The 26902-nt window shown below is 71.3% G+C and carries 22 protein-coding genes; 12 read left to right on the forward strand and 10 right to left on the reverse strand.

The window, feature by feature from the left end; all coding sequences use genetic code 11:
- Positions 1-156 precede the first annotated feature (156 nt).
- A complete protein-coding gene (locus ABZY31_RS01025; protein ID WP_356403261.1) occupies positions 157-1272 on the reverse strand; it encodes a LacI family DNA-binding transcriptional regulator in 1116 nt (371 codons plus the stop codon).
- Between the two features lie 350 nt (positions 1273-1622).
- On the opposite strand from ABZY31_RS01025, the gene hisC reads away from it, so the two are divergent.
- Positions 1623-2705: a histidinol-phosphate transaminase gene (gene hisC / locus ABZY31_RS01030; protein WP_356403264.1), complete on the forward strand. Its 1083-nt coding sequence runs from the start codon at positions 1623-1625 to the stop codon at positions 2703-2705.
- 67 nt (positions 2706-2772) lie between these two features.
- On the opposite strand, the gene ABZY31_RS01035 is transcribed toward hisC, so the two are convergent.
- Entirely contained in the window at positions 2773-3141 is a 369-nt protein-coding gene (locus ABZY31_RS01035) for a cyclophilin-like fold protein (protein WP_356403267.1), read from the reverse strand.
- 187 nt (positions 3142-3328) lie between these two features.
- On the opposite strand from ABZY31_RS01035, the gene ABZY31_RS01040 reads away from it, so the two are divergent.
- From ABZY31_RS01040 to ABZY31_RS01055, 4 genes are all read left to right on the forward strand, one after another.
- A complete protein-coding gene (locus ABZY31_RS01040; protein ID WP_356403270.1) occupies positions 3329-4834 on the forward strand; it encodes a cytochrome ubiquinol oxidase subunit I in 1506 nt (501 codons plus the stop codon).
- 18 nt (positions 4835-4852) lie between these two features.
- Positions 4853-5854: a cytochrome d ubiquinol oxidase subunit II gene (gene cydB / locus ABZY31_RS01045; RefSeq protein WP_356403273.1), complete on the forward strand. Its 1002-nt coding sequence runs from the start codon at positions 4853-4855 to the stop codon at positions 5852-5854.
- A 53-nt stretch (positions 5855-5907) separates the two neighbouring features.
- Complete coding sequence (gene cydD / locus ABZY31_RS01050) at positions 5908-9531, forward strand: thiol reductant ABC exporter subunit CydD (RefSeq protein ID WP_356403276.1); 3624 nt, start codon at positions 5908-5910, stop codon at positions 9529-9531.
- A 104-nt stretch (positions 9532-9635) separates the two neighbouring features.
- The gene (locus tag ABZY31_RS01055) at positions 9636-11360 is read left to right on the forward strand and encodes a GAF domain-containing protein (protein ID WP_356403279.1); all 1725 of its coding nucleotides are present in this window, start codon (positions 9636-9638) and stop codon (positions 11358-11360) included.
- 50 nt (positions 11361-11410) lie between these two features.
- Here the strand turns inward: ABZY31_RS01055 and ABZY31_RS01060 are convergent, their stop codons facing one another.
- The gene (locus tag ABZY31_RS01060) at positions 11411-12292 is read right to left on the reverse strand and encodes a Cof-type HAD-IIB family hydrolase (protein WP_356403282.1); all 882 of its coding nucleotides are present in this window, start codon (positions 12290-12292) and stop codon (positions 11411-11413) included.
- A gap of 54 nt (positions 12293-12346) precedes the next feature.
- Here ABZY31_RS01060 and ABZY31_RS01065 point away from each other — a divergent pair, with 54 nt between their 5' ends.
- Positions 12347-13249, forward strand: coding sequence for an LLM class flavin-dependent oxidoreductase (locus ABZY31_RS01065; protein ID WP_356403285.1), 903 nt, complete (start codon positions 12347-12349; stop codon positions 13247-13249).
- Between the two features lie 60 nt (positions 13250-13309).
- Here ABZY31_RS01065 and ABZY31_RS01070 read toward each other — a convergent pair whose 3' ends face one another.
- Complete coding sequence (locus ABZY31_RS01070; protein WP_356403288.1) at positions 13310-13849, reverse strand: RNA 2'-phosphotransferase; 540 nt, start codon at positions 13847-13849, stop codon at positions 13310-13312.
- Positions 13850-13980: 131 nt separating this feature from the next.
- Between ABZY31_RS01070 and ABZY31_RS01075 the strand changes: the two genes are divergently transcribed.
- Positions 13981-14832, forward strand: coding sequence for an aquaporin (locus ABZY31_RS01075; RefSeq protein WP_356403291.1), 852 nt, complete (start codon positions 13981-13983; stop codon positions 14830-14832).
- Between the two features lie 94 nt (positions 14833-14926).
- Here ABZY31_RS01075 and ABZY31_RS01080 read toward each other — a convergent pair whose 3' ends face one another.
- The 3 genes from ABZY31_RS01080 to ABZY31_RS01090 all read right to left on the reverse strand — a co-directional run bounded on the left by ABZY31_RS01080 (position 14927) and on the right by ABZY31_RS01090 (position 18635).
- Positions 14927-15883, reverse strand: a complete 957-nt coding sequence (locus ABZY31_RS01080; RefSeq protein ID WP_356403294.1) for a MerR family transcriptional regulator — start codon at positions 15881-15883, stop codon at positions 14927-14929.
- Positions 15884-15993: 110 nt separating this feature from the next.
- On the reverse strand, positions 15994-17757 hold the full coding sequence (locus ABZY31_RS01085) for an SDR family oxidoreductase (protein ID WP_356403690.1): 1764 nt from the start codon (positions 17755-17757) through the stop codon (positions 15994-15996).
- A 5-nt stretch (positions 17758-17762) separates the two neighbouring features.
- Complete coding sequence (locus tag ABZY31_RS01090; protein ID WP_356403297.1) at positions 17763-18635, reverse strand: M24 family metallopeptidase; 873 nt, start codon at positions 18633-18635, stop codon at positions 17763-17765.
- A gap of 223 nt (positions 18636-18858) precedes the next feature.
- On the opposite strand from ABZY31_RS01090, the gene ABZY31_RS01095 reads away from it, so the two are divergent.
- The 5 genes from ABZY31_RS01095 to ABZY31_RS01115 all read left to right on the forward strand — a co-directional run bounded on the left by ABZY31_RS01095 (position 18859) and on the right by ABZY31_RS01115 (position 23135).
- Positions 18859-19830, forward strand: coding sequence for an ABC transporter ATP-binding protein (locus ABZY31_RS01095; RefSeq protein ID WP_356403300.1), 972 nt, complete (start codon positions 18859-18861; stop codon positions 19828-19830).
- On the forward strand, positions 19820-20707 hold the full coding sequence (locus ABZY31_RS01100; protein WP_356403303.1) for an ABC transporter permease subunit: 888 nt from the start codon (positions 19820-19822) through the stop codon (positions 20705-20707). The genes ABZY31_RS01095 and ABZY31_RS01100 overlap by 11 nt, the downstream gene beginning before the upstream one ends.
- The gene (locus ABZY31_RS01105; RefSeq protein ID WP_356403306.1) at positions 20704-21615 is read left to right on the forward strand and encodes an ABC transporter ATP-binding protein; all 912 of its coding nucleotides are present in this window, start codon (positions 20704-20706) and stop codon (positions 21613-21615) included. Before ABZY31_RS01100 ends, ABZY31_RS01105 begins: the two co-directional genes overlap by 4 nt.
- Positions 21616-21631: 16 nt before the next feature.
- Positions 21632-22351: an ABC transporter permease subunit gene (locus tag ABZY31_RS01110; RefSeq protein WP_356403309.1), complete on the forward strand. Its 720-nt coding sequence runs from the start codon at positions 21632-21634 to the stop codon at positions 22349-22351.
- An 82-nt stretch (positions 22352-22433) separates the two neighbouring features.
- Positions 22434-23135 (forward strand): rhomboid-like protein, encoded by a 702-nt coding sequence (locus ABZY31_RS01115; RefSeq protein WP_356403312.1) that lies wholly within the window; start codon positions 22434-22436, stop codon positions 23133-23135.
- A 166-nt stretch (positions 23136-23301) separates the two neighbouring features.
- Here the strand turns inward: ABZY31_RS01115 and ABZY31_RS01120 are convergent, their stop codons facing one another.
- From ABZY31_RS01120 to pheA, 3 genes are all read right to left on the reverse strand, one after another.
- Positions 23302-24114 (reverse strand): HAD family hydrolase, encoded by an 813-nt coding sequence (locus tag ABZY31_RS01120; RefSeq protein ID WP_356403315.1) that lies wholly within the window; start codon positions 24112-24114, stop codon positions 23302-23304.
- The gene (serS, locus tag ABZY31_RS01125; RefSeq protein WP_356403317.1) at positions 24111-25400 is read right to left on the reverse strand and encodes a serine--tRNA ligase; all 1290 of its coding nucleotides are present in this window, start codon (positions 25398-25400) and stop codon (positions 24111-24113) included. The genes ABZY31_RS01120 and serS overlap by 4 nt, the downstream gene beginning before the upstream one ends.
- Positions 25401-25957: 557 nt before the next feature.
- On the reverse strand, positions 25958-26893 hold the full coding sequence (gene pheA / locus ABZY31_RS01130; RefSeq protein ID WP_356403320.1) for a prephenate dehydratase: 936 nt from the start codon (positions 26891-26893) through the stop codon (positions 25958-25960).
- Positions 26894-26902 lie beyond the last annotated feature (9 nt).

The following is a 26902-nucleotide window of genomic DNA, read 5'->3' on the forward strand; positions in this document are numbered from 1 at the left end:
CCAGGATCGGAGGGTCCGTGATGTCGTGCGCCCATCATAGGAATGCGGCTCGCGCTCTGTGACGCACCAGGGGTGGTGAATCCTGGCCGGAGCCGACCCTTCCTACCGTTTTCAACCGATATGCGTGTTGCGGGATGGTGCGGAAATACCCGGAGGTCAGTCTCCGGACGGGGATCGGGGCGGACTGACGGTGGTGCGCGGCTGCCTGCGCTGTGACGAAGTTCTGACGATCAGTTCGGTCGGGACCACCTGTTCGACGGGTCGTCCGGTGTCGACGCCCTCGATCGCGTCGATGAGCAACTGCACGACGGCGGTGCCGATGCGACGCGGTTTGAGGGAGAGGGTGGTGATGGGGGGTTCGGTGGAGGCGTACACGGTGGACTCGCTGCAGCACACGAGCAGGAGGTCCTCGGGCACCCGCAGACCGTAGCGCCGCGCGGCGGCCAGCAGGTCGGTGCCGTTGGGGTCGAAGAGTCCGTAGACGGCGTCGGGGCGGTCGGGCCGGGCGAGCAGCCGGTCGGCCGCCACGGCTCCGGCGCACGGATCGTGGGCGGGGTAGGACTCGTAGACGGGGTCCTGGCCGACGCGCTCGCACCAGCTGAGGTAGGCGGTGGTGGAGAGCCGGGTGTAGGTGTCCGTGGTGGTGCCGGTGAGGAGTCCGATGCGCCGGGCTCCCGCGGCGGCGAGGTGGTCGAGCAGGTTGAGGACGGCGGCCTCGTGGTCGTTGTCGACCCAGGCCGTGACGGGGAGGGTGCCGGCGGGGCGGCCGTCGGAGACCACCGGCAGGCCCTGGCGGACCAGCTCGGTGACGACGGGGTCGTGGTCGGAGGGGTCGATGACGACGGTCCCGTCGAGCGCGACGTTCGACCACACGTCGTGCCGGGAGGTGGCGGGGAGGATGACCAGGGCGTAGCCGCGCGCGAGCGCGGCGGAGGTGGCGGCTCTGGCCATCTCGGCGAAATAGGCGAACTCGGTGAAGGTGAAAGGTTCATCCCCGTACGTCGTCACGGTCAGGCCGATGAGGCCGGACTTGCCGGTACGGAGGGTTCGGGCGGCGGCGGACGGGCGGTAGCCCAGCCGGTCGGCCACCTCGCGGACGTGGCGGCGGGTGGCGTCCGGGAGCCGCCCCTTGCCATTGAGCGCGTCGGAGACGGTCGTGATCGAGACGCCGGCCGCGGCGGCCACGTCCCTGATTCCCGCGCGGCCCGGACGGCCCGCGGTCCGCCGGGGGGTCTCGGTCCGGCTCACCTGATGCTTCCCTGCTGCTGTCATGGCGAGCCGATAGTAGGGCTCGGGGGCCTGGTTGGTCCGTATGCATATGCAGGCGTTGACAGGCACGTTTCTGCACGGTGCGCCACCCCAAATGACCTTGGAATACAAGGCATTTGGTAGCCGTAAGTGATCGTGGCGCTTGTCGTCGGGTCCGAGCATGCCAAAGTGGTGAGGTCTCGGACCGGTCTCAACTCACCTGCACGAGGGACGCGCGCCACGGCGCAGGCCACCGGCGCACGCATATATGCACGCGCTCCCCCTCTTTCCTGGCGCCCACCATTCTCGGGACGACGGAATCCTCATAAGGTGAGCAGTATTGAGTTGCACGGGATGGTCGAGGAGGACCTGCGGTGAGCGAGAAGAGCCCGAGGCTGCGCGCCGAGCTGGATGGCATTCCCACGTACAAGCCGGGGAAGCCCGCCGCCGCCGGAGGCCCGGTGGCGTACAAGCTGTCCTCCAACGAGAACCCCTACCCGCCGCTGCCGGGGGTGCTCGAAAGCGTCGTCGCGGCCGCCGGGGACTTCAACCGCTACCCCGACATGGCCTGCACGGCGCTCGTCAACGAGATCGCGGAGCGCTTCGGGGTACCGGTCGAGCACGTGGCGACGGGCACCGGGTCGGTCGGCGTGGCGCAGTCGCTGATCCAGGCGACCGCCGGTCCGGGCGACGAGGTCATCTACGCCTGGCGCTCCTTCGAGGCGTACCCGATCATCGTCCAGATCTCGGGCGCGACCTCGGTCCAGGTCCCGCTGACCCCGGGTGACGTGCACGACCTGGACGCGATGGCGGACGCGATCACCGAGCGCACCCGGCTGATCTTCCTGTGCAACCCCAACAACCCCACCGGCACCGTCGTGCGCCGTGCGGAGCTGGAGCGGTTCCTGGACCGGGTGCCCGCGGACGTCCTGGTGGTGCTGGACGAGGCCTACCGCGAGTTCGTGCGCGACACCGAGGTGCCGGACGGGATCGAGATCTACCGGAGCCGGCCGAACGTCGCGGTCCTGCGCACCTTCTCCAAGGCGTACGGCCTGGCCGGCCTGCGGGTCGGGTTCGCCGTGGCGCACGAGCCGGTGGCCGCCGCGCTGCGCAAGACGGCGGTTCCCTTCGGCGTGAGTCAGCTCGCGCAGGACGCGGCGGTCGCCTCGCTGCGGGCCGAGGACGAGCTGCTGGGCCGGGTGGGCTCGCTCCTCGGGGAGCGGACGCGGGTGTACGAGACGCTGATCGCCCAGGGCTGGTCGGTGGTTCCCGAGACCCAGGCCAATTTCGTGTGGATGCGGCTGGGCGAGCGCACCGCCGACTTCGCGGCGGCCTGCGAGAAGGCCGGTGTGGTGGTCCGGCCCTTCGCGGGTGAGGGCCTGCGGGTCACGATCGGTGAGACCGAGGCGAACGACCTGTTCCTGCACACGGCAGAGGCGTTCTTCAAGGAGCTGTAGGGCTGTAGGAGCTGTAGGAGCCCTGGATGCCGAGGTGGCCGAAGGGGCTGGTGGGGAGCGGCGCGGTTTACGCCAGTTCCACGCGGACGGGGTCGCCCTCGCGGACGGTGGCCAGCAGGCGGGGGTCGCCGTCGAACGAGCCCAGGATGTTGCACGGGCTCGCCAGGCGGCTCTCGCCTCCCCGTGAGATGGGCGTGGGGCCGTAGGGGAGCGCGAGCGCGTCGCCCTCGGTCCAGAAGGCGACCGTGCCCGGTTCGACGACCTGCCGGGCGTCCTCCTCGAGCGCGACGGAGACGCCGGTGTCGAAGTAGACCTCCTCGCCCCAGAGGTTGGCGGAGGCGGAAATCGGCAGGGCCTGCGTCAGGGCCTTGGCGGTCGGGGTGTCGTCGAGGGTCGCGGTGAGCTGGCCGGAGGGCCAGGAGATCCGTATCTGCATGGGCGGCATTCAACAATCTGTTGAAGATGTTGGCTAGAGGGACCCCCCTCGATGCGGTCCCACACCTGTGCGACATAATGCTTGTGAATGTGAACGCGTTCACAAGCGCATCCCCTTCCTCCCTGGATGGGTGGTTGTGAGACGCACACAGCAGCGGTGACCACGCCGACGCGAAGGAGAAGACGACGTGGACCTGGCTTTGGCACCGGAGACCCTGGCGCGGTGGCAGTTCGGCATCACCACCGTCTACCACTTCCTCTTCGTCCCCCTGACGATCTCGCTCGCCGCGCTCGTCGCGGTCCTGCAGACGGCATGGGTGCGAACGGACAAGGAGAAGTACCTCAAGGCCACCAAGTTCTGGGGCAAGCTCTTCCTGATCAACATCGCGATGGGTGTCGTCACCGGCATCGTCCAGGAGTTTCAGTTCGGCATGAACTGGTCCGACTACTCGCGGTTCGTGGGCGACGTCTTCGGCGCCCCGCTGGCCTTCGAGGCGCTCATCGCCTTCTTCTTCGAGTCGACCTTCATCGGTCTGTGGATCTTCGGCTGGGACAAGCTGCCCAAGAAGATCCACCTCGCCTGCATCTGGATGGTGTCGATCGGCACCATCCTGTCCGCCTACTTCATCCTCGCGGCCAACTCCTGGATGCAGCACCCCGTCGGGTACCGCTTCAACAAGGAGACCGGCCGCGCCGAGCTGACCGACTTCTGGCTCGTGCTGACTCAGAACACCGCGCTCAGTCAGGTCTTCCACACCCTGACGGCCGCCCTGCTGACCGGCGGCGCCTTCATGGTCGGCATCGCCGCCTTCCACCTGCTGCGCAAGAACCACATCCCCGTGATGCGGACCTCGCTGCGCCTCGGCCTGATCGCCGTCGTCATCGGGGGCCTGCTCACCGCGATCAGCGGCGACACCCTCGCGAAGGTGATGTTCAAGCAGCAGCCGATGAAGATGGCCGCCGCGGAGGCGCTGTGGGACGGGGAGCGGAGCGCGCCCTTCTCGATCTTCGCCTACGGGGACGTCGACAAGGGCCACAACAAGGTCGCCATAGAGGTCCCCGGCGTCCTGTCCTTCCTCGCCGACAACAACTTCGACTCGTTCGTCCCGGGCATCAACGACGTCAACAAGTCCGAGCAGGAGAAGTACGGTCCCGGTGACTACCGGCCCGCGATCCCCGTTGCGTACTGGGGCTTCCGCTGGATGATCGGCTTCGGCATGGCGTCCTTCGCCCTCGGCGCGGTGGGGCTCTGGCTGACCCGACGGAAGTTCATGCTCCCACCGGCCCTGCGGACCGGCGAGGACGAGCGGCCGCACCTGGTCCTCTTCAAGAGCGCCCTGAGCCCGCGGCTGACCCGTCTCTACTGGCTCGGTGCGGTCTGGACGCTCGGCTTCCCGCTGATCGCCAACTGCTGGGGCTGGATCTTCACCGAGATGGGCCGCCAGCCCTGGGCCGTCTACGGAGTCCTGCGCACCGCCGACGCCGTCTCGCCGACGGTCTCGCAGGGCGAGGTGATCACCTCGATGGCCGTCTTCACCGCGCTCTACGCCGTCCTCGCCGTGATCGAGGTCAAGCTCCTCGTGAAGTACGTCAAGGCCGGTCCGCCGGAGCTGACCGAGGCCGACCTCAACCCGCCCACCAGGATCGGCGGCGACCACGCCGACGCCGACCGGCCGATGGCCTTCTCGTACTGAGGCCGGGGAGACCACACCATGCAACTCCATGACGTCTGGTTCGTGCTCATCGCCGTCCTCTGGACCGGCTACTTCTTCCTGGAGGGCTTCGACTTCGGAGTCGGCGTCCTGACCAAGCTGCTGGCTCGCGACCGCACGGAGAAGCGGGTCCTGATCAATACGATCGGACCGGTCTGGGACGGCAACGAGGTCTGGCTCCTCACCGCCGGCGGTGCGACCTTCGCCGCCTTCCCGGACTGGTACGCCACCCTCTTCTCCGGCTTCTACCTGCCGCTGCTGCTCATCCTGCTCTGCCTGATCATCCGCGGCGTGGCCTTCGAGTACCGGCACAAGAGGCCCGAGGACCGGTGGCAGTCCAACTGGGAACACGCCATCTTCTGGACCTCCCTGATCCCCGCCTTCCTCTGGGGCGTCGCCTTCGCCAACATCACGCGCGGCGTGAAGATCGACGAGCACAAGGAATACGTCGGTACTGTCTTCGATCTGCTCAACGTCTACTCGATCCTCGGCGGCCTGGTCACCCTCACCCTGTTCACCTTCCACGGCGCGGTCTTCACCTCGCTCAAGACGGTGGGTGACATCCGGGACCGCTCGCGGAAGCTGGCCACCCGGCTCGGTGTGGTGACCGCGGTACTCGCGCTCGTCTTCCTGGTGTGGACCCAGGTCTCCCGGGGCGACACCGCGAGCCTGGTCGCGATGGCCGTCGCCGTGCTCGCGCTCCTCGGGGCGCTCGGCTGCAACCTGGCGGGCCGCGAAGGCTGGTCGTTCGCGCTGTCCGGGATCACCATCGCGGCCGCGGTCGCCATGCTGTTCCTGACGCTCTTCCCGAACGTCATGCCCTCCTCGCTGAACGATGCCTGGAGCCTCACGGTCACCAACGCCTCGTCCACGCCCTACACCCTCAAGATCATGACCTGGTGCGCGGGCGTGGCGACTCCCCTCGTCCTGCTCTACCAGAGCTGGACCTACTGGGTGTTCCGCAAGCGGATCGGTACGCAGCACATCGCCGATACGCACTGAGCCCGGGTCACCGGCCCGTCCGGCGACCCTCCTGCCCGACCCTGCCTTGGGGGATGTTTCACGTGAAACCGATCGACCCGCGCCTGCTCCGGTACGCCCGCTCCACCCGCCTCTTCCTGGGGGCGGTGGTGGCCCTCGGCCTCGCCGGAGCGGGGCTGGTCGTCGGCCAGGCCATGCTGATCGCCGAGATCGTGGTCGGTGCCTTCGAAAAGGGCCTCGACGGCCAGGCGTTGCGGACACCCCTGCTGCTCCTCGCGGCGGTGGCCCTGGGGCGGGCGCTGGTGGCCTGGCTCACCGAGCTGGCCGCCCACCGGGCCAGCGCCGCGGTCAAGTCGGAGCTGCGCGGCCGGCTGCTGGACCGGGCCGCGGACCTGGGACCGTCCTGGCTGTGCGGGCAGCGGACCGGTTCCCTGGTGGGCCTGGCCACCCGGGGCGTGGACGCGCTCGACGACTACTTCTCCCGGTACCTGCCGCAGCTCGGACTCGCGGTCGTGGTGCCCGTGGCGGTCCTCGCGCGGATCGTCACGGAGGACTGGGTCTCGGCGGCCATCATCACGGGCACGCTGCCGCTGATCCCCGTCTTCATGATCCTCATCGGCTGGGCCACCCAGTCCCGGATGGACCGCCAGTGGCGGCTGCTGTCCCGGCTCTCGGGGCACTTCCTCGACGTCGTCGCCGGGCTGCCGACGCTGAAGGTGTTCGGCCGGGCCAAGGCGCAGGCCGAGTCGATCCGTACCATCACCGACGACTACCGGCGGGCCACGATGCGCACCCTGCGCATCGCCTTCCTCTCGTCCTTCGCGCTCGAACTGCTCGCCACCCTCTCGGTGGCGCTGGTCGCCGTCACCATCGGCATGCGGCTCGTGCACGGTGACCTCGACCTGTACACGGGACTGGTCATCCTGATCCTGGCGCCCGAGGCCTACCTGCCGCTGCGCCAGGTGGGGGCGCAGTACCACGCGGCGGCCGAGGGGCTGGCGGCGGCGGAAGAGATCTTCGAGGTGCTGGAGACCCCGCTCGCGGTCACGGGCGGTACGGCCGCCCCGGCGCCCGCCGCCTCCGCCGAGCTCCGGTTCGAGGGCGTCGCGGTCCGCTACGAGGGCCGCGCGGCCTGCTCACCCGGCCCGGTCTCGCTGACCGTCGCGCCGGGAGAGTGCGTCGCGCTCACCGGTCCCAGCGGGGCGGGCAAGTCCACCCTCCTCCAGGTGCTGCTCGGATTCGTGGCGCCGAGCGAGGGGCGGGTGCTGATCGGGGGCGTGGACCTGGCCGGGCTGTCCCCGGAGCGGTGGCGCGAGCGGATCGCGTGGGTGCCGCAGCGCCCGCACCTGTTCGCCGGGACCATCGCCGAGAACGTACGCCTCGCCCGTCCGGACGCCTCGGACGCGGAGGTCGCGCGGGCGCTGCGGGACGCCGGGGCGCAGGAGTTCGTAGCGGCGCTGCCGAACGGGGCGGGGACCGCGCTGGGCGAGGGCGGGGCCGGCCTGTCCGCGGGCCAGCGCCAGCGGCTCGCGCTGGCCCGGGCCTTCCTGGCGGACCGGCCGGTGCTGCTCCTGGACGAGCCGACGGCCGCGCTGGACGGCGAGACCGAGGCCGCGGTGGTCGACGCCGTACGCCGGCTGGCCGCCGGGCGGACGGTCCTGCTCGTGGTCCACCGGCCGGCGCTGCTGGCCGTGGCGGACCGGGTGATGGCCGTGGGGGCCGTGGACGCCGCAGAGCCCCGGATCCCGGTGACGGATCCCGGCCCCGGTTCCGCGCTCCACGCGCCGAACGGGCCGCAAGGGGAAGCCGGGGGATGGATCCTCGGCGAGGCCGACGACGGCGCGGAGCGCCCCGGGGACACGGAGCGCCCCGGGTACGGGGAGCCGGACCGGCGGCGGACCGGTGTGAAGGCGCCCGTCCCGGCCGGTGGCCGCGGTCGGCATCCGCTCGCGCGGGTCCGGGCGGACGCCGCGCGGTGGCAGGGCCGGTTCCGGCTCGGGCTGTTCCTGGGGGCGCTGGCCGTCGGGTGCGGGGTCGGTCTGATGGCCGTATCCGGCTGGCTCATCTCCCGGGCGTCCGAGCACCCTCCCGTCCTCTACCTGATGGTGGCCGTCACCGCGACCCGGGCCTTCGGACTGGGGCGTGCCGTCTTCCGCTACGCGGAGCGGCTGGTCTCCCACGACGCGGTGCTGCGGATGCTCGCGGAGCTGCGGGTCTCCGTGTACCGGCGGTTGGAGCACATCGCGCCCGGAGGGCTGCGCGAGCGGCGGCGCGGCGATCTGCTGACCCGTCTGGTGGCGGACGCCGACGCCTTGCAGGACTACTGGCTGCGGTGGCTGCTGCCGGTCGGTACCGCCGTGCTCGTCGGGCTGGGCTCGGTCGGCTTCACCGCCTGGCTGCTGCCCGAGGCGGGGGCGGTCCTCGCGGTCGGGCTGCTCGCCGCCGGGGTCGGCGTGCCGCTGGTCAGCGGTGCCTGCACGCGACGGGCGGAACGCCGGCTGGCGCCCGCCCGGGGCGAACTGGCCACGCGGGTGACGGACCTGCTCTCGGGCACCGCCGAGCTGACCGTCGCCGGAGCGCTGGGCGGACGCAAGGAACGGGCGCGGGAGAGCGACCGGGTCCTCACCCGGATCGCCGCCCGCGGGGCCGCGGCCACCGGGATCGGCGGTGGGCTGGCCGCCCTGGTCTGCGGGCTGACCGTGGTGGCAGCCGCCGCCGTCGCCGCGGGCGCGGTGGCCGACGGCCGGCTCGGCGGGGTGGCGATGGCCGTCGCCGTGCTCACCCCGCTCGCCGCGTTCGAGGCGGTCAACGGACTCCCGCTGGCCGTCCGCTACCGCCAGCGGGTCCGGCGCAGCGCCGAGCGGGTGTACGAGGTGATCGACGCTCCGGCGCCGGTCGCCGAGCCGGAGCGGCCGGGCCCCGCGCCCGCGTCCCCGTTCCCGCTGCGGCTGGCCGGGCTCGGCGCCCGTCACCCCGGGCAGGAGCACGACGCGGTACGGGGGATCGACCTGACGCTCGACGCCGGCCGCCGGGTCGCCGTCGTGGGGCTCTCCGGTGCGGGCAAGACCACGCTGGCGCAGGTTCTGCTGCGCTTCCTGGACGTGCGCGAGGGCGCGTACACCGTCGCGGGCGTCGACGTACGGACGCTGGACGGGGACGACGTACGCCGGTTGGTCGGCCTGTGCGCGCAGGACGCGCACCTCTTCGACAGCTCGGTCCGGGAGAACCTGCGCCTCGCGCGGACCGGGGCGAACGAGGAAGAGCTGCGCGAGGCGCTCGCCGCCGCCCGGCTGCTGGAGTGGGCGGACGGGCTGCCCGACGGACTGGACACCCTCGTCGGCGAACACGGCGAACGGATCTCGGGCGGGCAGCGCCAGCGGCTGGCCCTTGCCCGCGCGCTGCTGGCCGACTTCCCGGTCCTGGTCCTGGACGAGCCGGCCGAGCACCTGGACGTGGCCACCGCGGACGCGCTGACCCGGGACCTGCTGCGCGCGACCGAGGGGCGGACCACGGTGCTGATCACGCACCGGCTGGCCGGGCTCGACGCGGTGGACGAGATCCTCGTGCTGGACGGCGGCCGGGTCGTGCAGCGCGGCCCGTACGACCTGCTCGTGGGCGTCGAGGGACCGTTGCGGCGGATGGTGGACCGGGAGCGGGAGGGTGACCTGGCCGCGGCGGGCCGCCGGGAAACGGCGTGATCGGGCGGTGGGACGGCCTGGACCGGCGATCCCCGGTGAGTCGGGCCGACTTTCCCCGTCGGCCCGACTTTCCCCGGCAAAAGGGACTAACTAGTCTCAAGGGCATGTCAGTGCAGGAGTCGCAGGAACCGCGGGACACGTCGGACCCGCTGGAGGCCGCCACCAAGGCCACCCGCAGTCTGCAGGGCCTGTCCACCGAGCTCACCGCCCGGGTGCCGCAGCTGCTGGAGGCGATGCGGTCGGTCGGCACCGGCCTCGAACTGCACTCCACGCTGGACCGCATCTGCGAGACCGCCGCGGAGCTCGCGGACGCCCGCTACGCGGCCATCGGCGTCGTGGACACGGAGGGCCGCGGCCTGTCCGATTTCGTCACCCACGGCGTCGGCCCCGAGACGGCCCGGCTCATCGGGCACCGCCCCGACGGCAAGCGGGGCCTGCTCGGTGCGCTGATCCGGCACCCGGACCCGGTCCGGCTGGCCGATCTGGCGGACGACCCGCGCGCGGCCGGGTTCCCGGCGGGCCACCCGCCGATGAAGACCTTCCTGGGCGTACCGATCCGGGTGCAGGGGGAGATCTTCGGCAATCTGTACCTCGCCGAGAAGAACGGCGGCGTCGAGTTCAACGACTACGACGTCCACATGGTCCGGGTGCTGGCGACCGAGGCGGGCATCGCGATCGGCAACGCGCGCCTGTACGAGGCGGCCACTCAGCGCGAACGCTGGATCGACGGCTCGGTGGCCGTCACCACCGCGCTCCTGTCGGGCGGGGACGCCGACGACGCGCTCGCCGTCGTCGCGGAACAGGCCCGCCGGCTGGCGGACTCGGCGGCCGGGATCGTGATGCTCCCCGCCGAGGAGGGCGGGATGGAGATCGTGGCGGTCTCCGCCGACCACCCCGGCACCTCGCTCGGCGTCCTCATCCCGGGGGAGAGCCCCGTGGTGGACAAGCTGCTCCGCGGCGAGCCGGTGTTCGTCGACGACGCGTCCTCGGATCCCCGCACGATGGGCCGCCTGACCAGCCAGTACGGGCCCTGCATGATGCTGCCGCTGCACAGCGGCGGGCGGGTGCTGGGTGCGCTCGTGACGCCGCGGGCGCGCGGGAAGCGGCCGTTCACCGAGGCCGAACGGACGCTCGCCACCCAGTTCGCCTCGCAGGCGGCGCTCGCGCTGATGATGGCCGAGGCGCAGCGCGACCGGGAGCGGCTCGCGGTCTTCGAGGACCGCGACCGGATCGCCCGTGACCTGCACGACCTGGTCATCCAGCGGCTGTTCGCCACCGGGATGATGCTGGAGGGCGCCCAGCGCCGCTCCATCGTTCCCGAGGTGCGCGACGGGGTCGGCAAGGCCGTCGACGAGCTGGACGTGACGATCCAGGAGATCCGCACCGCGATCTTCGCGCTCCATCAGGGCCCGGCGGAGGCCCCGTCCGGGCTGCGCACGCGGGTGCTGCGCGAGATCAACATGGCGGCCGTGCCACTGGGCTTCCAGCCCGCGCACCGCTTCGTCGGGCCGATCGACGCGGTGGTCGGCGAGCTGGTCGGCAAGAACCTGATCGCCGCGCTGCGCGAGGCGCTGTCGAACGCCTTCCGGCATTCCGAGGCGGAGCGGATCGAGGTGGTGCTGGACGCGACGATCACGCTGGCGGACGGCCGGCCCGGCGTCCGGCTGGAGGTCGCGGACGACGGGGTGGGCATCCCGGAGGGCGGTCGGCGCAGCGGGCTGCGGAACCTGCGGCGCCGGGCGGAGTCGCTGGGCGGCTCCAGCTCGTACGGCCCGGGGATCGGCGAGGACGGCGGCGGGACGACCCTGGTGTGGGAGGCCCCGCTGTAGTCGGTGTGCCCCGGACGCCGTACCCGCGCGCCGCCGGGGCCGTGCGCTCGTCAGTCCCGGCGGGGCAGGTCCGCCAGGATCCGCTCGATGACGAGGGCGACCCCGTCCTCGTTGTTGGCGACCGTACGTCCGGACGCGGCCGCGATCACGGCCGGGTGGGCGTTGCCCATCGCGTACGAGGTGCCCGCCCAGCTCAGCATCTCGACGTCATTGGGCATGTCCCCGAAGGCGACCACCTCGGCGGGGGAGATGCCGCGCTCGGCGCAGCAGTGTTCCAGGGTGCTGGCCTTGGAGACGCCGAGGCCGCTGATCTCCAGCAGCGCGGTCGGACTGGAGCGCGTGATCGCGCCGTGCTCCCCCGCGACGGCGCGCGCCAGGGTCAGGAACGCGTCCGGGGACAGCTCGGGGTGGTGGGAGAGCAGCTTGAGCACGGGCGCCGCCGCCGTGGACGGGTCCTCGTACAGCAGCTTCTCGGCCGTGGCGACCGTGGCCCCCGGGTCCTGGTAGAAGGGCGGGTACGTGGGCTCGTAGTGGATGCCGGTGGTCAGCTCGACGGCGAACGAGCTGCCGGGGGCGGCGGCGCGCAGCGCGTACACGACGGCCAGCGCGTCGGCCCGGGGCAACTCCCTGACCTGGACGAACTCCCGTCCCGCGTGCAGATCGACCACGGCCGCGCCGTTCGCGCAGATGGCCAGGCCGTGGCCGTGCACGTGCTCGGCGACGACGTCCATCCAGCGGGCCGGGCGGCCGGTGACGAAGAAGACCTCGATGCCCGCCGCTTCGGCGGCCGCGAGGGCGGCGACGGTCCGGTCGGACACGGACTTGTCGTCGCGCAGCAGGGTCCCGTCGAGGTCGGTGGCGATGAGGCGGGGCGTGGGGGTTGGCCCGTCCGGGCGCTGGGGAGCCGAGGTCACGGCTCCATCTTCGCCCATGGGCCCGTCCGGCCGGACCAGGGACGCCGGACGGATCCCCGTAGGCTCTCGGACATGAGCCTGCGTCTGAGCACTGTGATCCTTCCGGTACGTCCCTGGCACGACGGCGGCCGTGACCAGTGGCTGCGAGCCGAGGAACTCGGCTTCCACGCCGCCTACACCTACGACCACCTCACTTGGCGGACCTTCCGCGACGGTCCGTGGTTCGGTGCGGTGCCCACCCTGACCGCCGCGGCCGCCGCGACCGGGCGAATGCGGCTGGGCACCCTCGTGACCTCGCCGAACTTCCGGCACCCGGTGACCCTCGCCAAGGACCTCATGTCGCTGGACGACATCTCCGGCGGCCGGATCACCCTGGGCATCGGGGCGGGGGGCAACAGCTTCGACGCGACCGCGCTCGGGCAGGAGGCGTGGACCCCGCGCGAGCGGGCCGACCGGTTCGCCGAGTTCGTCCCGCTGCTGGACCGGCTGCTGTCCGAGGAGGCGGTGACGTACGAGGGCACCTTCTACTCCGCGAACGAGGCCCGCAGCATTCCCGGCTGCGTCCAGCGGCCCCGGCTGCCCTTCGCGGTGGCCGCGAACGGACCGCGCGGGCTGAAGCTGGCCGCCCGGCACGGGCAGGCATGGGTGACGACGGGCGATCCCAAGCTGTTCGAGACGGGCACGCCGGAGCAGTCGGTCGAGGCGCTCCGGGGCCAGATCGAGAAGCTGGGCAAGGCTTGCGCCGAGATCGGCCGGAACCCGGAGTCGGTGGAGAAGATCCTGCTGACCGGCTTCACCCCGGAGGCGAACACGATGCTGCGCTCGCTCGACGCGTTCGTCGACTTCGTGGGACGCCACCGTGAGCTGGGCTTCGACGAGCTGGTGATCCACGCGCCGATCCCGGACACCGAGTTCGCCGCCGACCAGGACGTCTTCGAGAAGATCGCCACCGAGGGGCTCGCGCAGCTGGGCTGAGGTGTGACGTGGCGGGGTGGGGCCGCGCTGGGGTGCGGATGACCGGCCAGGAGCGGGCAGCTAGGGCAGGCGCAGGAACTGCGGGGGGACGGCGTCCACCAGCCACACCCCGTTGGCGCTGATCCGGAACACGTACCCTGCCGCCCGCATTGCGCCCGCGTCCACGGCGAGGACGATCGGCCTGCCGCGCCGGGCGCCCACCCGGGTGGCTGTCTCACGGTCCGGGGACAGGTGGACGTGGTGGCGCCGCATGGGGCGCAGGCCCTCGGCGCGGATCGGGCCGAGGGCGGCGGCGACGGTGCCGTGGTAGAGGTACGCGGGCGGTTCGGCCTCGGGCAGCTCCAGGTCGACGTCGACGGTGTGGCCCTGGCTGGCCCGGATGCGGGTGCCCGCCACGGCGAAGCGCTGCTTGTCGTTGGCGGCGACGACGTGGTCGAGTTCCGCCCGGGTGAACGGGAAGCGGTGCTCCGCGGCCGCGCGCAGCAGGTCGTCGATCTCTACCCAGCCGTGGGCATCGAGCACCAGCCCGATCCGTTCCGGCTGGTGCCGCAGGTGTTTCGAGACGTACTTGGACACCTTCACGGCGCGTTTCTCGTCCATGGAGGTCAGGTTGCCCGGTGGAGGGCGCCCTGCCAAAGGCTTTACGTCCCCCGGGCTCCGCCGAGACGCCTCTTCCGTGTTTTCGGTATACGGAATAGTTTTTCCGTTGTACTCGACTCCCGGGAGACACCATGACCGCATCGGCGATCACCGCGCCAGCAGTGACCGCACCATCCGACGCCGCACCCGCCGCCACCGGATCCACCGTCGTCACGACAGCCTCGCTGTCGCGCCGCGCCGCAGCCGAGCTGATCGGAACCTGCGGGCTCCTCGTCGTCGTCATCGGTTCCGGCATACAGGCCGCGGCCCTCAGTCGGGACGCGGGCGTCGCCCTCGTCGCCAACTCGCTCGCCTCCGCGATCGGCCTCGGTCTGATCATCACCCTGCTGGGGCCGCTGTCCGGAGCGCACCTCAATCCCGTCGTCAGCCTCACCTCCTGGTGGGCGCGGCGCAGCGGGGGCGAGGGCCTGGCCGGGCGCGAGGCCCTCGTCTACACCGCGGCCCAGACCGCGGGCGCCGTCGGCGGCGCGGTGCTTGCCGAGGCGATGTTCGGGCGTGTGCCCGGCACCTTCGCCACGCAGGTCCGGGGCGGCGGGCACCTGCTGGTCGGCGAGGTCGTCGCCACCGCCGGGCTGGTCCTCGTCATCCAGGGGCTGGGGCGGATCGGGCGGCCGAAGCTGATCCCGGCCGCGGTGGCCGCGTACATCGCCGCCGCGATCTGGTTCACCTCCTCGGGCTCCTTCGCCAACCCGGCGGGCACGGTCGGGCGCGCCTTCAGCGACTCCTTCACCGGGATCGCGCCGCGGTCACTGCCCGGATTCGTCGCGGCGCAACTCGTCGGCGGGGCCCTGGGCCTGCTCGTGGCGAGCGTGCTCTACGGGCGCCGTACCGCGCCCGCCGCCGGCACCGGCCCGGCAGCCTCCGCCGCGCCCGCCGACGCCGCCGACGGCGCCACCACGAACGCCGGCGCACCCACCGGCTGAGCAGCCACCGGACGGGATGTCCACAGGGCGGACCCACTTGTCCACAGCCGTTTCGGCGGGTTTTGTCGGCAAACGGGTGACCCGCCTGTGGAAACTAACCGCCCCGCCGCGCCAGCTCGTTCATGGTCCGCGCCTGCAACTCCCGCTCCGTGGCGGCCCGGACGAAGGCCGCCACGTGGTCGGCCCCGACCAGCTCCTGGACCGCCCGTACGGTCTCGGCCGGCAGCACCACGGGAGCGGGCCCCGGCGGCTGCGGCGGGCCGGCCGCGCCCAGGTGCCGCTGGAGGTGCCGGGTCGCGAGCAGCCGCATGGCCCGGGCCAGCTCGGCGTCCACCGTCTGCTGGGCCAGGGGACGCAGCCTGCGCACCATCGCGGCGGCGGCGGTCGCCGCCGCGTCCGTCAGGGTCAGCTCGACCGCGCAGGCGGGGTCGACGGCGGCGGTGGCGTCGGTGTGGTGGCCGAGGTAGCGGGCGAAGACGTGCTCGGTGGTGAACTCCAGGAAGCGCGAGGCGATGTGCTCCACCTGGCCGCGCAGCTCCCGCAAGTGGCCGGTGATCGCCGGCAACGGCACCCCGGCCGAGTACAGCTCGGCGGCCACCGCGAGTTCCTGCGGCGACGGGACCAGGAACTCGTCCGCCCGTCCCGGGATCCGCTCCAGGACGCCCAGCTCACAGGCCTCGTCGACCGCCGTGTCGTCCGGCGTGCCGCCGAAGCGCTCGTCCAGTTCGGCCCGGCTGATCCGGGCCGCCTCCTCGTCCGTCCACGGACCGTGCACCTCGGCGACCAGGCCGAGTACGCCGCCCAGGCCGCGCCCGGCGTCCCAGGCCTCCAGCAGCTCCTTGATGGAGGCCAGGGTGTAGCCGCGGTCCAGCAGGTCGGCGATCTGGCGCAGCCGCGCCAGATGCGTGTCCCGGTACACGTTGGACCGCCCGCGCCGCTCCGGCTTCGGCAGCAGGCCGCGGTCCTGGTACGCCCGGATCGTGCGCACCGTCGCCCCGCTGTGGTGCGCCAGGTCCTCGATCCGGTACTCGGCTACCGCCTGATCGGACAATCCCACTCCCTACGACAGGCCCACGGGCAGTGAGCCCTCCTGCGAGGGATGGTACGACCGCCGGAAGGAGCGGGATACGGCTGCGCCCGGCTCTCTCCGGGTCGCCGCGCTCACAACCGGGGCTCCAGCTTCGCGAAGGCACGCAGCGCGCCGGGCGCGAAGCGGGACATCCACAGGGCGCCCTTGGACTCGGGCGTCACCGGCACGACCGCCTGGTTCCTGACCACGGCCAGCAGGATCGCGTCCGCGACCTTCTCCGGCGGGAAGTTGCGCAGCCCGTACAGCCGCGAGGATCGCTGCTGGCGGCGCTTCTCCTCCGCCGCGTCCACCCCGGTGAACCGGGAGGTGGCGGTGATGTTGGTGTTGACGATGCCGGGACAGATCGCCGAGACGCCGATCGACTTGTCCGCCAGTTCGGCGCGCAGGCACTCCGACAGCATCAGCACCGCCGCCTTCGAGGTGCTGTAGGCGGGCAGGCTCTTGGTGGGCAGATAGGCGGCTGCGGAGGCGGTGTTGACGATGTGACCGCCCTGCCCGCGGTCGGCCATCTGCTTGCCGAAGATCCGGCAGCCGTGGATGACGCCCCACAGGTTGACGTCGAGGACCTTCTTCCAGTCCTCCGAGCTGGTCTCCAGGAACGGCCCGGAGAGCCCGATGCCGGCGTTGTTGACCAGCACGTCGACGATGCCGTACTCGGCGGCGACCTTCTCCGCGAGCTTCTCCATCGCCTGCTCGTCGGCGACGTCCACGCATTCGCCCCAGGCCTGCGGGGCACCCACCAGACGGGCCATCTCGGCCGTCCGGGCGGCCCCTTCACCGTCGCGGTCGACGGCCACCACCCGGGCGCCCGCCTCGGCGAACGCGAAGGCAGTGGCCCGCCCGATGCCGCTGGCGGCGCCGGTGACCAGGACGAGCTGTCCGCCGAACCGGTCGGCATGCCTGCCCGGCGCCTTCTGCTCCGGCGCCCGGGTCGCGGGCTCTTCCCGGGAGGTGACGAACGCGCCGATCCAGGCCGCCAACTGGTCGGGCCGGGTCCGCGGCACCCAGTGCTTGGCCGGCAGGGTCCGGCGCAGCAGATCGGGCGCCCACTGCTCCAGGTCGTCGTAGAGCCGCTCGGACAGGAAAGCGTCGCCGGTCGGGGTGATCAGCTGGACCGGTACGTGCGCGTACGCGTCGGTACGCGGGCGGCGCATCCTCGGCCGGACGTTGTCCCGGTAGAGCCAGGCGCCGTGCGCCGCGTCGGAGGGCAGCGAGCCGGTCGGGTAGTCGCCCGCCGGTACCTTCTCCAGCCGCTCCAGGATCGCGGGCCACCGCTTGCCGAGCGGTCCGCGCCAGGCCAGCTCCGGCAGGAGCGGCGTGTGCAGCGCGTACACGTACCAGGACTTGGCGCCCTGGCCCAGCAGCTGCGCGGCCCGGCGGGGTGTGGGCCGGGACATGCGCTTCTTGATCCAGTGCCCGAAGTGGTCGAGCGAGGGACCCGACATCGAGGTGAACGAGGCGATCCGCCCCTCCGTGCGCCGCACGGTCGCGAACTCCCAGCCCTGTACGGACCCCCAGTCGTGCCCGACCAGGTGCACCGGCCGGTCCGGGCTGACCGCGTCCGCCACCGCCAGGAAGTCGTCGGTCAGCTTCTCCAGCGTGAAGCCGCCGCGCAGCGGCACGGGCGCGGTGGACCTGCCGTGTCCGCGCACGTCGTAGAGCACCACGTGGAAGTGCTCCGCCAGGCGCTCGGCGACTTCCGACCAGACCTCCTTGCTGTCCGGGTAGCCGTGCACCAGCACCACGGTCGGCCGGTCGGCGTCGCCCAGTTCCGCGACGCACAGCTCGACCCCGCCCGTGCGCACCCAGCGCTCCCGCGCTCCCGCCAGTCGCATCTCGCTCACGCCGCCTTCTCCTCCGCCCAACGCCGCACGTGCGGCAGATCGTCATCGAGCCAGAACGCGCTCTCTTCGGGGTCCCGCGAGTCGGTCACGACCAGGATCTCCTCGAACTTCGCGCCGGTGCCACGGAAGCCCAGGTGCGGCTCCACCGCCCACAGGCCCGGCTGCGGCGGGTGGTCGGAGAAGGAGTACGGGCTCCACAGCGGGGACCATCCTTCGCGGTGCCCGTGCAACGCGTCGCTCGCGAGCCCCTTCAGGGCCTGCGTGCCGAAGCCGAAGGCGGTCGGCGACCAGCGCCGCTCGGCGACCCGGTCCACCTTGTGCGCGATCACGCCGAAGGGATACGCGCGGTGCCGGTTGGCGTAGCCCTGGCGGACCATCAGCCGCTCGACGTCCTCGTAGATGTCGCGCAGCGAGCGGCGCTCGCGCACCTGCTCCAGGATCAGCTCGCGGTGCGCCCGCAGGTCCGAGAGCAGCAGGTCGTGCACCGGGTTGAGCCCCAGGCAGCCGGAGTAGCCGACATCGGCCGTGTACCCCTTGTAGACGGGAGCCATGTCGAGGATGAACGGCATCCCCGGTTCCAGCTTCCGGTGCGTGGGGAAGAACTGGAGCGGTATCCGGAAGTTCACGAAGGCGGTGCGGTCGCCGAACCAGGCGAAGGGCAGGTGGAACCAGTCCCGCACCCCGCGCTCGCGCAGCCAGTCGCGCTGCATCCGGGCCGCCTCGCGCTCGCTCACGCCGGGCCTCAGCTGCGCCGCGACCGCTTCGGCGCAGGCGTACGCCAGGCGCTGCACTTCCCTGAACCCGTCGAGATCGGTGGCCCGTGGTCCGGCCGCCCGCCCGGTGCTCCGCTGCTTGGTCTCCCCTGACATGCCAGCCGTCCGTCCGTGTAGCCCTACGCGTCCGTAACTTGACACTGATGAATGTGACAATGGTTGGAGACGACGTCAAGGGGCGTGCACGGACCTGTGGAAAAGTCCTGCGATGTGGACGACCCTGTCAGCCTTTCGGCACCTCGTGTACGCCTCAAGGCGGAGACGGGGTCCCGCTCCAAGGCTGACGTTCCGCGCCGACGCGCGCACTAACGTCACTCCCGTGACTGTCATCGCGACCGAAAGCCTGAGCAAGCGGTACCCCCGAGTGACCGCCCTCGACCGGCTCTCCCTGGACATCGGGCCCGGCGTAACCGGACTCGTGGGCGCCAACGGAGCCGGCAAGTCCACGCTGATCAAGATTCTGCTGGGACTGTCCCCCGCCACCGAGGGCCGCGCCGCCGTGCTCGGGCTCGACGTCGCCACGCATGGCAGCGCCATCCGTGAACGCGTCGGCTACATGCCCGAACACGACTGCCTGCCACCCGACGTCTCGGCCACCGAGTTCGTCGTCCACATGGCCCGCATGTCGGGGCTGCCGCCGACCGCCGCCCGCGAGCGGACCGCGGACACGCTGCGCCACGTCGGGCTCTACGAAGAGCGCTACCGCCCCATCGGCGGCTACTCCACCGGTATGAAGCAGCGCGTCAAGCTCGCCCAGGCGCTGGTCCACGACCCGCTGCTGGTCCTCCTCGACGAGCCCACCAACGGCCTCGACCCGGTCGGCCGCGACGAGATGCTCGACCTGATCCGCCGCGTCTACACCGACTTCGGGATCTCGGTCCTGGTCACCTCCCACCTGCTCGGCGAGCTGGAGCGGACCTGCGACCACGTCGTCGTCGTCGACGGCGGCAAGCTGCTGCGCTCCAGTTCCACCAGCGACTTCACCCAGACCACGACGACCCTCGCGGTCGAGGTCACCGACACCGACGCCCACCCCGACGGGACCTCCGCGCTGCGCAAGGCGCTCACCGAGGCGGGCCTCACCCTCCACGCGGGCGAGGAGCAGGGGCTGCCCGGCGCGGGCCACATCCTCCTCGTCGAGGCCGCCGGCGAGGAAACCAACGACACCATCCGCGACACCGTCGCCGCTCTGGGCCTCGGCCTGGTCCGCATGGAACAGCGCCGCCACCACATCGCGGAGGTCTTCCGCGACCACGACCAGCAGAAGGGAGCCGGTTCCGATGGCGCCTGACACCTCGACCCAGATCCACAACATCGGCTACCGGTCCTACGAGGGCTCCCGGCTCGGCCGCGCCTACGCGCGCACCTCGCTGTACTCGCAGTCCCTCCGCGGCTCCTACGGACTCGGCCGCTCAGCCAAGTCCAAGGTGCTCCCCATGATCCTCTTCGGCGTGATGTGCATCCCCGCGCTGATCATGGTCGCGGTGGCGATCGCGGTGCCGGGCAACACCGACCTGCCGATCAAGTACACGACGTACGCCGTCACCACGCAGGTGATCATCGGGCTGTACCTCGCCTCCCAGGCACCGCAGTCGGTCTCCCGTGACCTGCGCTTCAAGACGGTCCCGCTGTACTTCTCGCGGCCCATCGAGCGCGTCGACTACGTGCTCGCCAAATTCGCGGCGATGGCCTCCGCGCTCTTCATCCTCACCGCCACCCCGCTGCTGATCATGTTCGTCGGCGCGCTGCTGGCCAAGTTCGACTTCGCCCACCAGGCGAAGGGATTCGGGCAGGGACTGGTGTCGGTACTGCTGCTCTCGCTGCTCTTCTCCGGCCTCGGGCTGGTCGCCGCCGCGCTCACCCCGCGCCGCGGCTTCGGCGTCGCCGCCGTCATCGGCCTGTTGGTCATCCCCTACGGCGCCGTCTCCACCGTGCAGGCCGTCGCCTACAACACGGGGTCGGCCGACGCCGTCCAGTGGATGGGCCTGTTCTCCCCGATCACCCTCATCGACGGGGTCCAGACCGCCTTCCTCGGCGGCGCCTCCGCCTTCCCCGGCGGCGAAGGACCCTCGACCGGCGTCGGCATCGTCTATCTGCTGGTCGTACTCGGCCTCATCGTCGGCTCCTACGCCGCGCTGATGGCCCGCTACCGGAAGGCCGGGCTGTGAGCATCATCGACATCGACCACGCTTCGCGCTGGTTCGGGAACGTCGTCGCCGTGAACGACGTGACCATGCGGATCGGCCCCGGCGTGACCGGCCTGCTGGGCCCCAACGGCGCCGGGAAGTCCACCCTCATCAACATGATGGGCGGCTTCCTCGCCCCCTCCACCGGGACCGTCTCCCTCGACGGGGCGCCGATCTGGCGCAACGAGCAGATCTACAAGAGCGTGGGCGTCGTGCCCGAGCGCGAGGCCATGTACGACTTCCTCACCGGCCGGGAGTTCGTCGTCGCCAACGCCGAGCTCCACGGGCTCGACGACGCGGCCGCCCAGCGGGCGCTGGCCACAGTCGAGATGGAGTCCGCCCAGGACCGCAAGATCTCGACCTACTCCAAGGGCATGCGCCAGCGCGTGAAGATGGCCTCCGCCCTCGTCCACGACCCCTCCGTGCTGCTCCTCGACGAGCCCTTCAACGGCATGGACCCGCGCCAGCGCATGCAGCTCATGGAACTGCTGCGGCGCATGGGCGCCGAAGGCCGGACGGTCCTGTTCTCCTCCCACATCCTGGAGGAGGTCGAGCAACTGGCCTCCCACATCGAGGTGGTCGTCGCCGGACGGCACGCCGCTTCCGGGGACTTCCGCAAGATCCGCCGCCTGATGACGGATCGCCCGCACCGCTACCTGGTCCGCTCCTCCGACGACCGGGCGCTCGCCGCGGCCCTGATCGCCGACCCGTCGACCGCCGGGATCGAGGTCGACCTCAAGGAGGGCGTCCTGCGGATCCAGGCCGTCGACTTCGGGCGCTTCACCGAACTGCTCCCCCGGGTCGCCCGCGAGCACGGCATCCGGCTGACGACGGTCTCGCCCTCCGACGAGTCCCTCGAATCGGTCTTCTCCTACCTCGTCGCGGCCTGAAAGGAGCTGGCACACCATGTACAACCCCACCGTTGCCCGGCTCACCTACCGAGCCCTGCTCGGCCGCCGCCGCGCGCTGATCCTCTTCGCGCTGCCCGCGCTGCTGATCATCATCTCCATCGCGGTGCGCACCTTCACCGGCGTGGACGACAAGGTCGCCGCCGACCTGCTCGGCGGGTTCGCCCTCGCCACCATGGTCCCGCTGATCGGCGTCATCGCCGGTACGGGCGCCATCGGCCCGGAGATCGACGACGGCTCGATCGTCTACCTGCTCGCCAAGCCGGTGAAGCGGCCCACGATCATCATGACCAAGCTGATCGTGGCCGTCGCGGTCACCATGGCGTTCTCCGCGATCCCCACCCTTATCGCCGGGTTCATCCTGAACGGCAACGGCCAGCAGATCGCCGTCGCCTACACCGTCGCCGCGCTCGTCGCCTCGATCGCCTACAGCGCGCTGTTCCTGCTGCTCGGCACCGTCAGCCGGCACGCGGTCGTCTTCGGTCTGGTCTACGCCCTGATCTGGGAGTCGCTCTTCGGCAGCCTGGTCTCGGGCGCCAAGACCCTGAGCGTCCAGCAGTGGGCGCTCGCACTGGCCGAGCGCGTGGCCGGTCCCGGGTACGTCGACTCCTCGGTCGGACTGACCACGGCGGTGATCCTGCTCGCCGTCGTCACCGCGGGCGCCACCGTCTACGCCGGTCAGAAGCTGCGCCGCCTGACCCTGGCGGGCGAGGAGTAGAGCCCGCCGCCCGTCGCGCGACCTGTGCCCCGCCCGGCCCACGTGCCGGGCGGGGCACAGCTTCGCGCGTCATGATCGGGGCATGCAGCCGCACACCGAGCCCGAGCGATCCAGGCCCCTGCGGTCCTGGATCCGGGCCTCGCCGGGTACGCACGCCTGGCTGCTGATCATCGCCGTCACCAGCGTCATCGTGGCCGTCGCCCCCGAAGGCGTCGACCACTTCCTGTTCCACCGCAACAGCAGCAACATCCAGCAGCTCGTCAAGCACCCGTTCCAGGCCCTGGTCGGCAGCGCCTTCTGGATCGAGAACCCGGCCTCGCTGGCCCTCTACGCCGTGCTCTTCGAGGTGTTCCACGCGTCCGTGGAACGCTGGCTCGGGACCCTGCGCTGGCTGGCGATCGTCGCCACCGCCCACGTGGTCGCCACCCTGATCAGCCAGCAGCTCGTACTCACGGCGATCCGGGACCACCGCGCTCCGCGCAGCATGGCCCACGTCGTCGACATCGGGGTCAGCTACGGGCTGGCCGCTGCCGTGGGCGTCCTCACCTACCGGCTCCCGAATCCCTGGCGATGGCTCTACCTGGCCGGCGCCGTGGCCTTCTTCGGGCTCCCCCTGGCCACGGGCGGGACCTTCACGGACGCCGGGCACGCCATCGCGCTCTCCATCGGCCTGCTCGCCTGGCCGCTCACCCGGAACCCGCATCCGCACGGGCATGGGCACGAGCACGAGCATGGTCACTGGCACTCAGACGCGCACCCTTCTCATGTTTCACGTGAAACATGAGGAGGCTGACGCGGAGCCGGCCGGGTCCGACCCACGGTTATTCGCTGGTAGAAGCCACCGGCCGGGGGCAGAGTGACGGTGCGGGGAGCAACAAAAGGTCCGGGACGGCCACTTCGAGCGCGCCTCGCGGCGCGGGCCGTTCCGGACCTTCTCGCGGTCGTTCCGCTCAGGCGGCGCCGAGCAGGCGCTCCAGCACCACCGCGATGCCGTCGGCCTGGTTCGAGGTGGTCACCTCGTCGGCCACGGCCTTCAGCTCCGCGTGCGCGTTGGCCATCGCCACACCGTGCGCGGACCACGCGAACATGGGGATGTCGTTGGGCATGTCACCGAAGGCGATCGTCTCCGCCGCCTTCATCCCCAGCCGGCGGGCGGCCAGCGACAGGCCGGTGGCCTTGCTCAGACCGAGCGGCAGGATCTCCACGATGCCCGGACCGGCCATCACCACGTCCACGAGGCTGCCGACCGTCGCGCGGGCGACCCGGACCAGTTCGTCGTCGCCGAGGCCCGGGTGCTGGATGTACAGCTTGTTCAGCGGAGCCGTCCAGACCTCGGTGGTGTCCCGCAGGTACACCGCCGGAAGGCCTTCCTGCACATGGTAGCCCGGCCCGAACAGCACTTCGCCGTCCAGCCCGTCGCGGCTCGCCGCCAGGGCCAGGGGGCCCACCTCGGCTTCGAGCTTGGCGAGCGCCAGACCGGCCAGCTGCCGGTCCAGCGTCACCGAGGTGAGGAGCCTGCCCGCTCCGGCGTCGTACACCTGGGCACCCTGCCCGCACACCGCGATCCCCTTGTAGCCGAGATCGTCGAGCACGTGCCGGGTCCAGGGCACGGCCCGGCCGGTGACGATGATGTGCACCGCCCCCGCCGCGGTGGCTGCGACCAGTGCTTCGCGGGTGCGTTCCGAGACGGTGTCGTCGTCACGCAGCAGCGTGCCGTCGAGATCGGTCGCGACGAGCTTGTACGGGAACGGTGCCGGGCTCACTTGGCGATCGGCTCCAGGACTTCGCGACCGCCGAGGTACGGACGCAGGACCGGAGGCACCCGTACCGAGCCGTCGGCCTGCTGGTGGTTCTCCAGGATGGCCACGATGGTGCGGGGTACGGCGCACAGGGTGCCGTTGAGCGTGGACAGCGGGCGCATGGCCTTCTTGCCGTCCTTGGTCTCGCGCATGCGCACCGACAGGCGGCGGGCCTGGAAGCTGTCGCAGTTCGAGGCGGAGGTCAGCTCGCGGTACTTGCCCTGCGTCGGGATCCACGCCTCGCAGTCGAACTTGCGGGAGGCCGAGGACCCGAGGTCACCGGTGGCGACGTCGATGACCTGGAAGGGCAGTTCGAGAGCGGTGAGCCACTGCTTCTCCCAGCCCAGGAGACGCTGGTGCTCGGCCTCGGCATCCTCCGGTGCGACGTACGAGAACATCTCGACCTTGTCGAACTGGTGGACGCGGAAGATGCCGCGGGTGTCCTTGCCGTACGTACCGGCCTCGCGGCGGAAGCACGGCGAGAACCCGGCGTAGCGCAGCGGCAGCTGGTCCGCTTCCAGGATCTCGTCCATGTGGTACGCCGCCAGCGGTACCTCGGAGGTGCCGACGAGGTAGTAGTCGTCCTTCTCCAGGTGGTAAACGTTCTCCGCGGCCTGGCCGAGGAAGCCGGTGCCCTCCATGGCGCGCGGGCGGACCAGCGCGGGGGTGAGCATCGGGATGAAGCCGGCCTCGCCCGCCTGCGCGATCGCCGCGTTGACGAGAGCGAGCTCCAGCAGGGCGCCGACGCCGGTGAGGTAGTAGAAGCGCGAGCCGGAGACCTTCGCGCCGCGCTCGACGTCGATGGCGCCGAGGGACTCGCCGAGCTCCAGGTGGTCCTTGGGCTCGAAGCCCTCGGCGGCGAAGTCGCGGATCGTGCCGTGGGTCTCCAGGACGGTGAAGTCCTCTTCGCCGCCGACGGGGACGTCCGGGTGCACGATGTTGCCGAGCTGGAGCAGCAGCCTCCTGGCGGTCTCGTCCGCCTCGTTCTGCTCGGCCTCGGCGGACTTGACGTCGGTCTTGAGCTGTTCTGCCTTCTTCAGCAGCTCGGCGCGCTCGTCGGGCGAGGCCTTGGGGATGAGCTTGCCCAGGGACTTCTGCTCATTGCGCAGCTCGTCGAAGCGCGAGCCGGAGGACCTGCGGCGCTCGTCGGCGGAGAGCAGGGCGTCGACGAGGTCGACGTCTTCTCCACGGGCGCGCTGCGAGGCGCGGACACGGTCAGGGTCTTCACGGAGCAGCCGGAGGTCAATCACCCCACCAGGCTACCGGCCTGACTTCCGGGGCTTGAACCGATATAACGCTGCGTGTCGCTATGTCCTGAATGCCGCGAATGCAAAACTCCTGCCGTGTGGCCGGAAGCCGACCTTCCCACCGGGCCGGTCCCCGCCTGACGATGGGCCTGTAAACCGGCCCGAATCCCCGAAAAGGGGCGCCTCGCGCGGCTGTGGACGGGCGGCTGAACAGCGGCGAAGCGGCCTCTTGTCCACAGGAATTGCGTTCCGGGACGTCTTATCCACAGGCTGTGTGCCGTATCTGTGGACACGAAAGGAGATCGCTCCCGATCGTCGGCAAGCCGGAGCGAATCAGGGTTCAAACCCCCCTCACACACTCATTCGGGTGGGAATGGCTCGCCCCAAAGAGTTGATCAGTGATACGGAGGTGACGCCGTTCACCTTCCGCTCCCTAGCGCGAAACCTGAGCCCCCGACCGATTTGTCGACCTTGTCGTGCCGCACTGTCGACTTGTCCCCAGGTCTTCAGCGTCCCCTGTGGATAACTCTGTGGATAAAGCGCGTCTCGCTGTGAGCGGTCTACGCCCGGCCGTCGAGGCAGCGGGTCAGCCAATCGGAGGCGGCCGTGAAATCGCCATCCGAGGTGCCGGGCCGCGCATCGCGCACCTCACTCAGAGCGACGCCCGCGCGCGGGTAGGAGCCGAGGAAGCGTACCTGCGGGCACGTGCGCTTGAGCCCCATGAGGGCCTCGCTCACCCGCCGGTCGGAGATGTGGCCCTCGGCGTCGACGGCGAAGCAGTAGTTGCCGATGCCCTCGCCGGTGGGCCGGGACTGGATCAGCATCAGGTTGACCCCGCGGACGGCGAACTCCTGGAGGAGTTCGAGCAGGGCGCCGGGGTGGTCCTCGCCGAGCCAGAGCACGACGGAGGTCTTGTCCGCGCCGGTCGGAGCCGCGGGCCGAGCCGGGCGGCCGACGAGGACGAAGCGGGTTTCGGCGTTCTCCGCGTCGTGGATCTCGGTGACGAGCGGTTCCAGTCCGTAGGTGGCGGCGGCGAACTCACCGGCGAAGGCCGCGTCGAAGCGGCCCTCCTGGACGAGGCGGGCGCCGTCCGCGTTGGACGCGGCGGATTCCCACAGGGCGTCCGGCAGGTTCGCCCGCAGCCAGTTGCGCACCTGCGGCTGGGCGACCGGGTGCCCGGTGACGGTCTTGACGTCCGACAGCTTCGTCCCCGGCCGCACCAGCAGCGCGAAGGCGATGGGCAGCAGCACCTCGCGGTAGATCATCAGCGGCTCGCCGGAGGACAGCTCGTCGAGGGTGGCGGTGACCCCGCCCTCCACCGAGTTCTCGATCGGAACCAGCGCTGCCGCCGCCTCCCCGTTGCGTACGGCGTCGAGCGCCGCCGGGACCGACACCATGGGAACGAGTTCCCGGGTCGCGGCTTCCGGCAGTGTGCGCAGGGCGGCTTCGGTGAAGGTGCCCTCGGGACCGAGATACGTGAAGCGGGTGGCCGACATGTGATCAGC

This window comes from Streptomyces sp. NPDC006529 (assembly GCF_040611795.1).
GTDB lineage: Bacteria > Actinomycetota > Actinomycetes > Streptomycetales > Streptomycetaceae > Streptomyces.